This is a genomic window from Amycolatopsis sp. cg5 (genome assembly GCF_041346955.1).
Classification (GTDB): domain Bacteria; phylum Actinomycetota; class Actinomycetes; order Mycobacteriales; family Pseudonocardiaceae; genus Amycolatopsis.
The window spans coordinates 8,571,937-8,585,891 of the sequence record NZ_CP166849.1 but is presented as its reverse complement, the minus strand read 5'-3'; the positions used below and the strand labels follow the sequence as shown (position 1 = coordinate 8,585,891).

15 protein-coding genes are annotated in these 13,955 nt (G+C 67.8%); 11 read left to right on the top strand and 4 right to left on the bottom strand.

Annotated elements, in window-relative coordinates; translation table 11 throughout:
- The first annotated feature begins 6 nt into the window (after positions 1-6).
- Positions 7-1,593 carry a benzoate-CoA ligase family protein gene (locus AB5J62_RS38990; protein WP_370945049.1) on the top strand — a complete coding sequence of 529 codons (1,587 nt, stop codon included), beginning with the start codon at positions 7-9 and terminating at the stop codon, positions 1,591-1,593.
- Positions 1,590-2,447, top strand: coding sequence for an amidohydrolase family protein (locus AB5J62_RS38985; protein ID WP_370945048.1), 858 nt, complete (start codon positions 1,590-1,592; stop codon positions 2,445-2,447). Before AB5J62_RS38990 ends, AB5J62_RS38985 begins: the two co-directional genes overlap by 4 nt.
- Positions 2,448-2,667: 220 nt before the next feature.
- On the opposite strand, the gene AB5J62_RS38980 is transcribed toward AB5J62_RS38985, so the two are convergent.
- Complete coding sequence (locus AB5J62_RS38980; RefSeq protein ID WP_370945047.1) at positions 2,668-3,048, bottom strand: VOC family protein; 381 nt, start codon at positions 3,046-3,048, stop codon at positions 2,668-2,670.
- Between the two features lie 58 nt (positions 3,049-3,106).
- Positions 3,107-3,559, bottom strand: a complete 453-nt coding sequence (locus tag AB5J62_RS38975) for a MarR family winged helix-turn-helix transcriptional regulator (RefSeq protein WP_370945046.1) — start codon at positions 3,557-3,559, stop codon at positions 3,107-3,109.
- 84 nt (positions 3,560-3,643) lie between these two features.
- Between AB5J62_RS38975 and AB5J62_RS38970 the strand changes: the two genes are divergently transcribed.
- From AB5J62_RS38970 to AB5J62_RS38955, 4 genes are read left to right on the top strand one after another with little or no spacing between them, the layout of a single operon-like run.
- The gene (locus AB5J62_RS38970) at positions 3,644-4,609 is read left to right on the top strand and encodes a ring-cleaving dioxygenase (RefSeq protein WP_370945045.1); all 966 of its coding nucleotides are present in this window, start codon (positions 3,644-3,646) and stop codon (positions 4,607-4,609) included.
- Entirely contained in the window at positions 4,606-5,220 is a 615-nt protein-coding gene (locus AB5J62_RS38965) for an alpha/beta hydrolase (RefSeq protein WP_370945044.1), read from the top strand. Before AB5J62_RS38970 ends, AB5J62_RS38965 begins: the two co-directional genes overlap by 4 nt.
- Positions 5,221-5,244: 24 nt before the next feature.
- Positions 5,245-6,075: a class I SAM-dependent methyltransferase gene (locus tag AB5J62_RS38960; protein ID WP_370945043.1), complete on the top strand. Its 831-nt coding sequence runs from the start codon at positions 5,245-5,247 to the stop codon at positions 6,073-6,075.
- A gap of 37 nt (positions 6,076-6,112) precedes the next feature.
- Positions 6,113-6,421 carry a lipopolysaccharide assembly LapA domain-containing protein gene (locus tag AB5J62_RS38955; RefSeq protein ID WP_370945042.1) on the top strand — a complete coding sequence of 103 codons (309 nt, stop codon included), beginning with the start codon at positions 6,113-6,115 and terminating at the stop codon, positions 6,419-6,421.
- Here the strand turns inward: AB5J62_RS38955 and AB5J62_RS38950 are convergent.
- Complete coding sequence (locus tag AB5J62_RS38950) at positions 6,418-6,645, bottom strand: hypothetical protein (RefSeq protein ID WP_370945041.1); 228 nt, start codon at positions 6,643-6,645, stop codon at positions 6,418-6,420. The two genes, AB5J62_RS38955 and AB5J62_RS38950, sit on opposite strands and share 4 nt — an antisense overlap.
- A gap of 57 nt (positions 6,646-6,702) precedes the next feature.
- On the opposite strand from AB5J62_RS38950, the gene AB5J62_RS38945 reads away from it, so the two are divergent.
- Positions 6,703-7,302: a TetR/AcrR family transcriptional regulator gene (locus AB5J62_RS38945; RefSeq protein ID WP_370945040.1), complete on the top strand. Its 600-nt coding sequence runs from the start codon at positions 6,703-6,705 to the stop codon at positions 7,300-7,302.
- On the opposite strand, the gene AB5J62_RS38940 is transcribed toward AB5J62_RS38945, so the two are convergent.
- Positions 7,289-8,113 carry a maleylpyruvate isomerase family mycothiol-dependent enzyme gene (locus AB5J62_RS38940; protein WP_370945039.1) on the bottom strand — a complete coding sequence of 275 codons (825 nt, stop codon included), beginning with the start codon at positions 8,111-8,113 and terminating at the stop codon, positions 7,289-7,291. The two genes, AB5J62_RS38945 and AB5J62_RS38940, sit on opposite strands and share 14 nt — an antisense overlap.
- Before the next feature lie 66 nt (positions 8,114-8,179).
- Between AB5J62_RS38940 and AB5J62_RS38935 the strand changes: the two genes are divergently transcribed.
- The 4 genes from AB5J62_RS38935 (at position 8,180) to ectA (ending at position 13,945) form a co-directional block, all read left to right on the top strand.
- Positions 8,180-8,983 carry an Abi-alpha family protein gene (locus AB5J62_RS38935; protein WP_370950456.1) on the top strand — a complete coding sequence of 268 codons (804 nt, stop codon included), beginning with the start codon at positions 8,180-8,182 and terminating at the stop codon, positions 8,981-8,983.
- 9 nt (positions 8,984-8,992) lie between these two features.
- Positions 8,993-10,207 carry a DUF445 domain-containing protein gene (locus AB5J62_RS38930; protein ID WP_370945038.1) on the top strand — a complete coding sequence of 405 codons (1,215 nt, stop codon included), beginning with the start codon at positions 8,993-8,995 and terminating at the stop codon, positions 10,205-10,207.
- A 72-nt stretch (positions 10,208-10,279) separates the two neighbouring features.
- On the top strand, positions 10,280-13,222 hold the full coding sequence (locus tag AB5J62_RS38925; RefSeq protein WP_370945037.1) for a patatin-like protein: 2,943 nt from the start codon (positions 10,280-10,282) through the stop codon (positions 13,220-13,222).
- A 228-nt stretch (positions 13,223-13,450) separates the two neighbouring features.
- The gene (gene ectA / locus AB5J62_RS38920; RefSeq protein ID WP_370945036.1) at positions 13,451-13,945 is read left to right on the top strand and encodes a diaminobutyrate acetyltransferase; all 495 of its coding nucleotides are present in this window, start codon (positions 13,451-13,453) and stop codon (positions 13,943-13,945) included.
- The last annotated feature ends 10 nt before the right edge of the window (positions 13,946-13,955 follow it).

The following is a 13,955-nucleotide window of genomic DNA, read 5'->3' as shown; positions in this document are numbered from 1 at the left end:
CGTTGGATGACCGTTCCGCCGAGCGCGTTCAACGCGGCCGAGTACCTGCTCGACCGTCACGTCCGCGAGGGCAGGGGCGACCGGGTCGCGGTCGTCTCGGAGCGGCGGACGCTCACCTACGCCGAGCTCGCCGCGGAGTCGGCCAGGGTCGCGGCGGGCTTCGCGCGGATCGGGGTCTCGCCGGAACAGCGCGTCATGCTCTGCATGGTCGACGACGTGGAGCTGCTGACCGGGATACTCGGCGCGATGTACCTGGGCGCGGTGCCGGTCCCGGTGTCGACCATGGTCACCGGGTTGGAGCTCGGCAAGGTGCTGACCGACTCACGGGCCCGCGTGCTCTGCGTCTCGGGTGAGTTCGCCGGACAGGCCGCGCGCGCGGTCGAGCTGGCGCCCGAAGTCACCGATGTCGTGCTCGACCGAGGCAAAGCGACCGAACTGCCGTCACGGGTCACCACGCACTGCTGGACCGGTCTGTCCACTGTGGAAGCTCCGGAGTTCACCCCGTACCAGACCTGGGAAGACTCACCCGCGTTGTGGCTCTACACCTCGGGAACCACCGGGCAGCCGAAGGGCGCGATGCACCGCCACGGCAGCATCCGCGCGGTTTGCGAGACCTACGGGCAGCACGTGCTCGGCGCTTCCGAGGATGACCGCTTCCTGTCCGTGCCGAAGCTGTTCTTCGCATACGGGCTGGGGAATTCGGCGTTCTTCCCACTCTCGGTGGGTGCGACGACATTGCTGGAGCCGCAGCGCCCGACGCCCGCGCTGATCGCCGCGCGCGTGCGCACGGACCGGCCGTCGCTGTTCTTCGGGGTGCCGACGTTCTATGCCCTCCTGCTCAACAGTGACATCCCGGCGGACACCTTCGCGTCCGTGAGACTGGCTGTCTCGGCAGGCGAGCCGTTGCCGCCAGTGCTTCTTAAGCGGTTTAAGGAGCGCTTCGGCGTCGAGATCTTGGATGGCATCGGGTCGACCGAAGCGCTGCACATCTTCTTAAGCAACCAGCCAGGCCAGGTGCGCGCTGGAAGTACGGGTGTGCCGGTGCCGGGTTACCGCGTGCAGATCCGCGACGAGGCAGGTGCCGTCGTCGAGGCGCCGGGGCAGCCGGGTGAGCTGTACGTTTCCGGGCCGTCGATCGCGACCGGCTACTGGGCGCGGTACGAGACGACCAAGCAGGTGTTCTCCGGCGACTGGCTGCGTACCGGCGACAGCTACCTGCGCAACGAGGACGGCACCTACAGCTGTCTCGGCCGGTTCAACGACATGCTGAAGTCGGGTGGCATCTGGGTCTCGCCTGCCGAGGTCGAGGAACGGCTGCTGGAACACCCGTCGGTGGCCGAGGCCGCCGTGGTCGCGGTGCCGGACGCCGACGGCATCGACAAACCCGTTGCCTGCGTGGTCGGGGTCTCGGCCAGCGCGATCGACGCCGAGGAGCTGATCGAGTTCTGCCGGTCCGGGCTCGCGTCGTTCAAGCGTCCGCGTGGGGTGATCGAGCTGGCGGAGCTGCCGAAGACGGCGACCGGGAAGATCCGGCGCAACATCATCAGGGAGATGGTCCGCGACTCGCTGCGGGTGGTGGCTCCCCGCTCATGATCGAAGGGCACGTCGTCGTCGACGCACACGTCCATGTGCCCAGGCTGTCGACCTTGAAGCCCGCGTGGCTCGAGTGGGCGCAGCGGTACGCCGGCCCGCATCCGTGGCGTTCGGTCTATGACGACGACGGCGTGCCGGTGCCCGCCAAACTCGACGCGCTCTTCGAAGCCGAAGGAGTCGACCGGGCGCTGCTGTTCTGCGAGTACAGCCCGCGCGCGACCGGGATCCAGCCGTTCGAGGACAACCTGCCGCTGGTCGAGTTCAACCCGTCGCGCTTCCGGCTGGTGGCGAACGTCAACCCGCATCTGCACCACCCCGTCGCCAGTGCCGTCGAATGGCAGCTCGACCTCGGCGCGGTCGCTTTGAAGATCCACCCCGTGCACGGTGCTTTCTCGCCTGCGGACAAGGAGCTCTACCGCGCCTACGAGGTCTGCGCGGCGCGCGGTGTGCCGGTCATCCTGCACTCGGGAACGAGCACGTTCCCCGGCTCACGGTCCAGCTTCGGCGACCCGGCCCTGCTCACCGACGTCATCGAGGACTTCCCCGAGATCCAGTTCGTGCTCGCGCACGGCGGCCGAGGCTGGTGGTACGACACGGCCGGATTCCTGGCCCAGTCCAAGGAAAACGTCTGGCTGGACCTGGCGGGCCTGCCCCCGAAGAAGCTCCCCGACTACTACGCCCGCTTCGATTTCCAGCGCCTGGCGGAAAAGTTCGTCTTCGGCACCGACTGGCCAGGCGTCCCCGGCGCCAACCGCAACGTCCGCGCACTCGCCAAACTCGGCCTGTCCAACGGAGTACTCCGCGCGATCCTCGCCGGCAACGCGGCCAAACTCTTCCCAGGCCTAGCCGTCTGAAAAATCGCGCCCGGTACTAACCCACCCCCCGCCCGTCCCTGGGGGCTCCGCCCTGCATCAGTCTACCGGGCCCCACCGACGGAACCCGGTGCGAGCCAGGGTTGTCCACAGGCGGTCAATGGTGTGGGTAACTCAGGAAATGCCAGGTCAGGGCATAAAAAGAAGCGGGCGGGGTGCAGCGGGCTCCCTCCCCGACGACGGAGCCCGCTGCACCCCTGGTTCAGGTGACGAGCTGGTGCAGGCAGAGGACGTTGCCTTCTGAGTCGGCGAACCAGGCGGCGCGTTCCTTGCCGAGGTCGGCGATGTGGTTGACGGTCTTCAAGCCTTCCATTTCGAAGTCCTGGAAGCGCACGCCGCGTTCTTCCAGTGTGGAGATCTCGCCTTCGAGGTCGCCGACCTCGAAGCTGAGCGCGGTGTTCTCGCTCTGTGCTCCGGCCGGCATCGGACGGAGACCGATCGAGCCCGCCCCGGCTTCGAAGTACACGGTGCCGTCGTCACCCGCGCCCATCCGGCGCAGGCCAAGTGCGTCGGCGTAGAAGCGGGCGGCGCGCTCGGCGTCGGCGACGGGGAGCATGGTCGTGATGGTCGATTCGGTGAGCATGCGGCCATGGTCCGCTTGCCGGAGCACACGAACCAAGAGGCCGATAGACCCTGGTTTTTCACTCCGAGTTGGCGGCGCGCAGTGCGCGCATCGCGTCGGCCAGCGCGGTCGACGCGGACGGGCCGAGCGGGGCCAGCACGATGCGGCGCAGGATCTCGGCGCATGCCTCGCGGGCCTTTTCCGCGACTTCGGTGCCGTGCTCGGTGAGCTCGGCGAAGGTGACGCGCCGGTCGTCGGGGCTCGGGACCCGGCAGATGAGATCCGCGGCGACCATCCGGTCGGCGACCTTCGTGAAACCGCCGCTCGACAACGCGGCCTCGCGCGCGAGCTGGGTCATCGGCATCCGGTGCTCCGACGTGCGGATCAGTCTCAGCAGGATGTCGAACGTCGCGGGCGCGAGGCCGAAGCGCTCGGCGATCTCGCCCATCAGTTTGTCCTGGGTGGCGAGGTAGCCCTCGATGACCAGACCCCACCAGCTGACGATCTCGTCGTCTTCGGGTTTGCTCGGCACCGCGCCAGCATATCTCACCGGAATATATCTTGCGTGGAAGAGGTTATCGGGTTAGCTTGATGAAGCGACCACGAGGAGACAGCGATGTCGATCAAAACTTCCGGCCTCCACCACGTCACCGCGATCGGTGGCGACCCGCAGCGCAACGCGGACTTCTATCTGCGCACGCTCGGCCTGCGGCTGGTGAAGACCACCATCAACTTCGACGACCCCGGCACATACCACCTCTACTACGGCGACCAGTCCGGCAAGCCCGGCTCGCTGATGACCTTCTTCCCGTGGAAGGACGCGCCGCGCGGCCGTCACGGCACCGGACAGGCGACCACGACCTCGTTCTCCGTGCCGGAGAGCTCGATCGGCTGGTGGAAGCAGCATCTGGCGGCGAGCGGTGTCGAGGCGGGGCAGATCCGCAACGCCGACGAGGAGGACGTGCTCACCTTCCGCGACCCCGATGGCCTCGAACTCGCACTCGTCGCGCACCCGCAGGGCGACCCGCGCGACCCGTGGGACACCAAGCTGGTGCCCGCCGAGCACGCCATCCGCGGCCTGCACTCGGTCACCCTGTCGGTGTCCAAAGAGGACGCGACGGCCGGCATGCTCACCGACGGGCTCGGACTCAGCTTCGCCAACCAGGACGGCAACCGCCTGCGGTTCGCCGCCGGTGAGGGCGGCCCTGGCGCGCTGGTCGACGTCCTCGTGACGCCCGAGGCACCGCGTGGCCTGGTCGCCGCGGGCACCGTCCACCACGTCGCATGGCGTGCGCCGGACGAGCAGACCCAGGTCGAATGGCGCGAGGAGCTCGCCGACAAGGGCGTGCACGTGACGTCCATTTTGGACCGTCAGTACTTCCGCTCGATCTACTTCCGTGAGCCGGGCGGCACGCTGCTCGAGGTGGCGACCGACGAGCCCGGCTTCGCGATCGACGAGCCGCTGCTCGAACTCGGCCGTGCGCTGAAGCTCCCGCCGTGGCTGGAGCCCAACCGCGCGGAGATCGAGGCCATGCTGCCGAAGCTGAACCTCCCCAGCGAGAACAACCCGGAGCGGGCATGACACTCGACCACAAGTACCTCGAAGGCGACGAGAACGCCCCGGTGCTCGTGCTCCTGCACGGCACCGGCGGCGGCCCGGACGACCTGCTCGGCCTCGCGAAGGCGCTGAGCCCGGCCTCGGCCGTGCTCGCGCCGGCCGGTCCGGTCTCCGAACACGGCGCGGCGCGCTGGTTCCGGCGGCTCGCCGAGGGCGTCTTCGACCACGAGGACGTCGTGTTCAGGGCGAACCAGCTGGCCGATTTCCTCATCCAGGCAAGGGAAACGTACGGGCTCGGCGGCCGAAGGATGATCGCCGTCGGTTTCTCCAACGGCGCCAACATCGCCGCGGCCGTGACGCTGCTGCGGCCGGACGCGCTCACCGAAGCCATCGCCATCGCGGCGATGTCGCCGGTGCCCGAACCGCCCGAGCTGGACCTCCACGGCACCCGGGTGTTCCTGTCCAACGGCGAACGTGACCCGATGGCCCCGCTCGCCTCGACCGCCGAACTCGCCCGCGCGCTGCGTGAGCGCGGCGCGGAGGTCACCGAACACCGCCATCCCGGCGGGCACCAGGTGACGATCGAAGGGGTCGAATCGGCCAAAGAGTGGATCAAGAGTATTGCCGACGGCTAGCGCGGTCCGCGACACTCACGGGTCATGACCGCACTCGACGCTTGGACGGAGCAGCTCGCCGCCTGGGCCATCCCTGAGCACATCGTCGCGGCGGCACCCGAGTCACCCTGGGTGCTGCCGAAGGCGGTGTTCACCCGCCGGGCGGACCGCTATGTCGGTTCGCCCGTCGGCGCGTCCTACGAGGAACTACGCAAAGCCTTGCAGGACAAGGGAACGGTGCTCGACATCGGTGCAGGCGCCGGAGCGGCCAGCCTGCCTGCCGCCGAGTTCATCACGCGGCTCACGGCCGTCGACGCCAACGAAGACCTGCTCGCCGAGTTCGCGCAGCGTGCCACCGCGCTGGGTGTCGAGCACGCGCTCGTGCCAGGCCGGTGGCCGGACGTCGCGGGGGACGTCGACCCCGCGGACGTCGTGATATGCGCGAACGTGCTCTACAACGTGCCGGACCTGCGGCCCTTCGTCGAAGCGCTCACCGGCTGGGCGCGTCGGCGGGTGATCGTCGAACTCGCCGACGCCCACCCGCTGACCTCGCTCAACGCGTTGTGGAAGCACTTCCACGGCATCGACCGCCCGCTCGGCCCGACCGCCGAAGACGCCGCGGCAGCGCTGCGTGAACTCGGCGTGGAACCCGAGATCGCCCGCTGGCGCAGGCCGTCGATGGCCGAGTACCGGCGCTTCGGCGAACTGGTCGACGTCACCCGCCGACGGCTCTGCCTGCCGCCCGAGGCCGCCGACGACGTCGCGGAAGCCTTGCGCGGCCAGGGAATCGACGCGGGCAACCCGCCGGACCTCGGCTCCTCCGGTCGCGAAGTGGTCACCTTGTCCTGGTCCGGTTCACCCAAACGGGGGTCGTGACCCGGCGTCGGCGGCCCATCGGCCGCACAATCGGGTCATGACTCACGCGCAGGACAGCGCCGAAATCCCGGAACCCACCGAAGCCGAGCCCCGGCACGCCAAAAAGGTGAAGAGCGGGCGGATCAGCGGGGTCTGGGTCGCGGTGATCGTCGCGCTCATCGTGCTGGTCCTGTTGCTGATCTTCATCCTGCAGAACCTCGACACGGTCAACGTGCACTTCTTCGGCATGGACGGCAGCATGCCGCTGGCCGTGGCCATGCTGTTCTCGGTGATCGCGGGCGGCGCGCTGGTCGCGCTGATCGGCGGCGCCCGGATCCTCCAGCTGCGCAGGCAGGTCCGCCGCTAGGCGGTCTTCTTCTTCAGCTGGTCGACGCGCAGGATCAGCGCCAGCCCGGCCGCGGCCAGTATCAGCCCGACCCACCACGGGGTCGGGAAGACGTGCTTGTCCAGCAGGCCGAGCAGGCCCCAGTCCTTGTCCCAGCCGAACCTGGCGATCATCGAACCGACGCCCTGGATGACGCCCAGCGCGCCGATGCCCTCCAGCACCGTCAACGATTCCTTGCTTGCCATAGTGTTTCCCCCGATCGGAATCTTTATGGTTCGATCGTATCAAATAAGCGGGGAAGCATGCCGAAAAAGGTGGATCACGAGCAGCGGCGCAGGCAGATCGCCGAGGCCGTGTGGCGGATCGCGAGCGGGCGCGGGCTCGAGGAAGTGACGTTGCGGCAGGTCGCGGCCGAAGCCGGCGTGTCGACGCGGCTGGTCCAGTACTACTTCGGCAGCCGCGACGCGCTGTTGCTCGGCGCGCTCGAACTGCTCTCGCTGGACCAGAAGCAGCGGGTGGAAGAGAGGATCCCGCAGGACGCGTCGCCGAGGGTGCTCCTGCGCGAGATCCTCATCGGACTGCTCCCGCTGGACGAGCACCAGCGGATGACCCTGCTGGTCCAGCTCGCCTACTTCATCCGCGCGCTCAACGACGAGGCACTCGCCGCCGCGTTCCTCGACCCCGAGGACGAGTCGCTGGAGAACCTGCTGGTCGAGATCATGACCGCCGCCCGCGCGCAGGGGCAGATCGCGGACGGGCTCGATCTCGCCCGTGAGGCCGACACGCTCCTCGCGGTGTCGACCGGTGTCGGGCCGGACATCCTGGTCGGCCTCAAGACCGGTGACCAGGTGATCGCCATGATCGACTATCACCTGGACCGCATCTTCGTCAGCTCAGAATGATCGACACCATGCCGAGCATGGTCTCCGCGAGCTCGCCCTTCGCGGTAACCCGGTCCGCGACGTCGGCGGGCCGGACGTTGCGGGTGCAGAGCCGCCAGAACGTGTCGGCGTCGGTGCTCACGGACGACAGTGTCGCCTTGCCCGGCGAACAGCGGTCCAGCAGCCAGCCATCGGCCTCACGTCGAGCCGTCCAGACCTGGCCGCCAACGGTGTAAGCGACCTGCTTTCCGACGCGTGCCTCGCACTCACGCAGCGTGAACGGCAGCGCCCGCATGAACGTGTCGATCACCGGGTCGCGGAATTCCCGCTGGTCGAGCGGTCGTGCGCCGACGGCTTCCCGGATCTGCTGCTGATGCACCCAGTACTCGGTGTATTCACGCGCCGCGTCCAGCCACACCGGCGCGGGCTCCGGACCCGCCCAGGTCACCGGCTCGCCGAGCTCGTCGAGGTCGAGCCTGCCCCAAAGGTCGGTGATCTGCGCGGTGCTGTCCACCAGCAGCCCGAACAGGACTTCGGGCGAAAGCCGCCGCAGCGCGAGCACCCACTCGGCGTTGATCCGGTCGATGAAGACCGGGAACCTCTCGCCGGGAAGCGGGCCGCCGACGCGGTAGTCGTCGCGATCACGGGAGAGCCTGCCGAGCTTGTCGCCGAGGATGTGCGCCGCCACGTCGTGCACCGACCAGCCCGCGCAGGCCGTCGGCGCCGCCCACTGGTCCGCGTCCAGGCCGCCGAGCAGGTCGATCAAGGCCTGCTCCTCCTTGGCCAGCAGCGCGAGCACGTCGATCGGCGGACCCCAGCGGGAGAACGGCATGAGTGTGATTGTCCCAGCTCACCCTCGGCCGTTCGGCGTACCCACGGGTAGGCTCCGGATGTGAACGTGCACGAGCGAACGCTCGGCCCCGGCCAGGGCGACGGTCCCGAGGAGAACGACGGGCCCAACCTGGTCCAGCGGGCCGGTGCGCTGGCGAGCTGGGCCGCGAGGACCGGCTTCTCGATCGGCAGGCGCCTGCCGGGCGTCGAGGCGGCCGAGCGCGGGCTGCTGCAGATCGAGCGCCAGCTGCTCGGCGAGCTCCGGCGGCGCCTCGACGAGGTCGACGATCCGTACCACGCCGCGCTCACCGCGGCGTCCAGCATGAACAGCTACCAGGGCAACGGCCTCCAGCCGAGGGACACGGTCACCGTCGTCCCCGCGCGCGGCGACCTCAGCGAACCGCTGCGCGCCGCGATGGCCGAGCTGCTCAACCGGTCCATCGGCTTCGGCCGTGACCGGGCCAAGGAGTACCTGTACGCGGTCATCCTGCGTCAGCTCACCCCGGACGAGGCGCGCATTCTCTCCGCGCTGTCCGACGGCACGCCGTTCCCGCTGATCGACGTCGCCGAGCGCACCAACCTCGGCGGCGCGGGCCGGATCGTGCTGCGCAACGCGTCGACCGTCGGCAAGAACGCCGGGGTGTCACTGCTCGACCAGGTGCCGAGCTACGTCACCAGGCTCGTCGGCCTCGGGCTGGCCGAGATCGCGGAGGAAGCGCCGTCGCTGGAGACCCAGTACGAGATCCTGATGACCGACGAGACCGTCCGCGACGCCGAGAAGTCGGTCAAACGGGCCAAGTTCATCCGGCGCACCGTGCATATCTCGCGGCTCGGCTCGCAGTTCTGGACGGCGTGTGACCCGACGAGGTAGGGGGGCTCCGTGAGCGATCTCGCTCAGCACTGGCCCCTTTATGCCTCGATCCCGCTCGTCGCGGCGCTCATCGGGTACGTGACCAAGCTGGTCGCCATCCGGATGATGTTCCAGCCGCTCGAATTCGTCGGCATCAAACCGTTCTTGGGCTGGCAAGGCATCGTGCCGAAGCGCGCCGCGCGCATGGCGAGCATCGCGTGCGACACGATGACCCAGCAGCTTATTAAGCCCGCAGAGGTCTTGGAGCGACTCGACCCGGCGAGAGTCGCTAAAGAGCTTGAGAAACCACTGCTGTCCGCGGTCGAAGAGATCGTGCGCGACGTCGCGAGCCAGTATCAGGCGGACCTGTGGGAGTCGATGCCCGTCCGCATGCAGGAAATGGTCATCCGCCGCGTGCAGGCCGAGGCGCCGAAGATGATCGCCGGGGTGCTCGACGCGATCAAGGAGGACATCGACCAGGTCTTCGACCTCAAGGACATGGTCGTCACCGCGCTGGTCAAGGACAAGGCGCTGCTGAACCGGATCTTCAAGGAGTCGGGGAGCAAGGAATTCCAGTTCATCGCGCGGTCGGGGCTGGTGTTCGGTGGGCTCATCGGCGTCATCCAGCTGATCGTCTGGCTGCTGTTCCGCTTCCCGCTGATCATGCCGCTGTTCGGGTTGTTCACCGGCTGGTTCACGGACTGGCTCGCGCTCAAGATGATCTTCGTGCCGCGCCGGCCCAAGAAGTACTTCGGAATCGTCGAGTGGCAGGGGCTGTTTCTCAAGCGTCGTGAGGAGGTCGCCGAGGCCTACGGCGCGCTCATCGCGAAGGAGATCATCACCCCGCACAACGTGCTCGAGGCCGTGCTGCGCGGCCCGCTCTCCGACCGTGTGCTCGCGTTGATCCAGCGCCAGATCGACACCGAACTCGGCCTTTCGCGTCGTCCGCTGGTCGTGTTCGCCGTCGGGAGCAAGCGCTACCAGGAGATGAAGCTCAGCATTTCGCGCAAGATCATGGACCGGCTGCCGGAGTCGATGCGGTATATCGAGGACTACGCCGAAGACGCGATGGACATTCGCAACCTGCTGGTCACCAAAATGAAAGAACTGGAGCCGGAGGAGTTCGAAGAACTGCTGCGGCCCGCCTTCCAGCAGGACGAATGGATCCTGATCGCGACCGGTGCGATACTCGGATTCTGTATGGGCGAGGCGCAAGTGCTGCTGCTGGAGCATTTCTCGGGCTGAGTGCCCTTTGGGGAACCGGATGCCACCCGAAAAGCGGCTATGCATTTCAGTCGATCGGTCTAAGGTGACGCCGTGCAGACCTCGTGGCAACAGGACATTCGCATCGCCATGACCATGGTGGGCGGTTCGAGCCTGGCCGTCTGGATGGGCGGGATCGCCGCCGAGACCTCGGAACTGTTGCACGCCACCGGCGACAGCGTCTACCGGAAGCTGCTCGACCTGCTCAACGCGACGGTCTCGCTCGACGTGCTGACCGGCACGAGCGCGGGCAGTATCAACGTCGCCTGCCTCGGCCTGGCCGAGGCGTACGGCTCGACGCCCGCGGTGCTGCGCGACTCGTGGATCGAGATGGGCGCGCTCGAGAAGCTGCTCCGCGATCCGGGAGAGAAGCAGCCGAGGTCGCTGTTCGACGGGGACAAGGTGCTGCTCGGCGGATTGCAGACCGCGCTGCGCGACATCATCGGGGACCGGAAGCCCGTCGAATCGCCCGACGTGACCGTGCTGCTCACCGGCACCATGATCGACGCCGAGACCGCGCGGTTCGACGACGCCCTCGGCAACCTGGTGCGTGACAGCGAACATCGGCTGGTCTTCCGCTTCGACCGTCCACTGTGGAACAACGGGGTGGTCGAGCCGCTCGCGCTGGCGGCACGTTCGTCCGCGTCTTTTCCCGGCGCCTTCGAGCTTTCGTGCGTTCCTGTCGGCGTACCAGGCGCTGACAAGGCGCATCCGGACATGAACGCTTACGCCGACGTCACGCGGTCGCACTGGCTCACCGATGGCGGCGTGCTGCTTAAGAAGCCGTTAGGCCCCGCGTTGCGCGAGATCTTCGAGAGACCCGCTGAGCAGGATGTCAGGCGACTGCTGCTTTACGTCGTGCCGACCGGCGAGGGGGAGGCCAAGCAGAAGAAGGTCGACCCGAAGAACCCGCCACTGCTCGGCGGCGCGATGAGCCAGGTCGTCGCGGCCGTGATGAACCAGTCGATCAGCGCCGAGTTCGACGAGCTGACCCGGCACAACGACGCCGTGGTCAAGACGCGTGGCACGCGGGTTTCGCTGGCCGCGCTCGGCTGCCGGGTCGGCGCCGAGGCACTCGTCGACGAGCGGCTTATGAAGGACTATCGGCAGCGTCGCGTCCAGGAAGACGCGACGCAACTGGTCCGCGAAGCGACGCGAAGGCTTAACAAAGCGGGCGGCAACGGAGAATGGGCCTCTGGCGTTTCCGCCGAGCTGCGCGCCGTCGCGATCAAGGGGTTGTGCTCGGAGCTGCCCGAGACCGTGCCGACGGGCGCTTGTGAAGGGGCGGAACTCATCGCGTTCCGGACGTCCGCGCTCGACGACGCCGTCGCGACCGGGCTGCAACTGATCAACAGCGGTTTCCGGCTCGGGCCGTCGCCGGAGCAGGCGGCGCTGTTCAACGACAGCCGGACGCAGCTGCACCAGGCACGCAAGGCCGCGGCGCGCGAGATCCGGCTGACCGAATGGATCGGCGGGCAGCGATTGCCGAAGCCGGACGAAGAGCTCGTCACCTGGGTCAAATGGCTGGCCGACGAATGGGCTTTCCTTGGCAGGAAAGAACAACTCGCCGGCGCGTGGAAGCAGGTGGTCGACGCGCTCCGTGCGGTGACGCCCGCGCTGCGGACGCTGCCCGCCGACAAGGACCCCGACGCCGCGAACACCGTGAAGACGTTGCTCGACTGGCTAGGCCTCACCGACGACCAGCGCACCGCGTCGGACGCACTCGTCAACGCCAGGCTCCTGACACTGCACATCGCCACCCGCGGCCTGCTCGCGCAGCTCCCGTCGGTGGACCAGCGGGTCGACCTCGTGCAGGTCAGCGCCGATTCACGCACCCTGCTCGACATGAAACGGTCCCGTGCCACGGACAAGCTCACCGGCATGCAGGCCGACTACTTCGGCGCGTTCTACAAGTCGTCGTGGCGCGCGAACGACTGGATGTGGGGCCGGGTCGACGCCGTCGGCTGGCTGCTGCAATGCCTGCTCGATCCGAAACGCTTGCGCCTGCTGGCCGAACTCGAAGGCAAGGAAGCCTTCCGTGACAGGGTGAAGGAGCTCTTCGACGGCATCGGCTGGCGTTCGCCGAGCGAAGACGACAACATCACCGCCGACGAAGCCGCGAAGCTGAGCAAGCAACTCGACGCGGAACTGGCCTTCCTGGGCCTGGACGGCGAACTCCATCGCCTGGACGAATTCGGCAAGGCGCCGGTGAGCATGCCCATCACCGCCATGGTCCTGGCCCGCTCGCGCCAGCTGCAGATCGCGCGCGCCGAGCTGCCGGTCGTCGCGAAACAGGCGACCTTCGACGCCGAGAAGGAACGCGGGAACGGAAAACTGTCGGAGCGATTCCGTAAACTGAATCTCGACGCCATGGACGACGACTCGACGCGCCGCGCGTTCCGCGAATGCCAGGTCTCCGCGGAACGGCTCGAGGGCGAACGTGGCTCGATGCTGCTCACCAAAACCTTGATCAAGGCCGGTGCGGCGGGCCTGAACGCCGTCACCAGCGCCACGCCGAGCATGCCCGCCTCCGTCCGGCCCGCCGCGCAGTTCGCGCAAGGGACGGGCCGGTCGGCCTGGTGGATCGCGCAGGGCGCGGCCAACCTGCGCGCGCCGTGGAACTTCCTCGCGGCGGCGGTCACGGTGCTGGCCGGGTTCATCCTTGGCAACCAGACCAGCGCGGTCCTGCAGTGGATCGGCCTGCCGGTGGTGGCGGGAGCGGGAGTGTTCCTGCTGGTCAGCGTGTTCGCGCTGCGGAGCACCTGGCGGCGGTTCGTGACCGTGCTGCTGGTGCTCGTGGCCGGGTGCCTGCTGTTCGCGGGCTTCATCCCGCCCGTCCGCGAGCCGCTGTTCGGCTGGCTGGGCTCGGTGATGGCCGCGTTCGGGCGCGGCGAGGCCGCCGTGTGGTGGCTGGTCGTGGTCGCGCTGCTGATCCTGCCTGCGGTCGTCACGCCGGCAGGCGCGCTGTGGCGCCGTCTGCGGCGCAAGAAGCCGTAGCCGTGGTTCAGCGCTCACGGTCAGCGACCATCCGCTGGTGGAAGCGGGATTCGGACGGAATTCGCGCAGGCTGACCTCGCCGTCGAATTCTACTAAGTACACAGAGCGCGCCGAATCCAAACCTGCTTGTGGGGCTCCTCACCGGGGAGTTCACGTTCCCCCTGGTCTGGCGCATATGGCGGAGCCGGCTGCCTGCGATCGCGAATTCTCTCTGTTACGTTAACTGATATGTCCGGAAAGCACTTGATCGAATCGCCGACCAAGGCCGACGGTGCCGCGTTGTGGCGAATCGCGCGTGATTCGCGAAAGCTGGATCTCAACTCGCCTTACGCGTATTTGTTGTGGTGCAAGGATTTCGCCGACACCTCCGTCGTCGCCAAGGTCGACGGGGAAGCGGTCGGCTTCGTCATCGGCTACCGCAGGCCGTCGAATCCGAGCGCCGCGTTGGTGTGGCAAGTGGCCGTCGACGCGTCGCAGCGCGGAAAAGGCCTGGCAGGCAAGATGCTCGACGTCTTGTTCGGCAAGCTCGTCGACAGTGGGGTCGAGTTCCTCGAAACCACCATCACGCCTGACAACGACGCGTCCATAGCGCTGTTCGGTTCGTTCGCGAAGCGCTGGAACACCCAGTTGGAACGCGAAGAACTGTTCACCTCCCAAGACTTCCCGAGCGACGGCCGGCACGATCCGGAGGACCTTTACCGGATCGGGCCGCTCAAACACTGAATGGAACGAC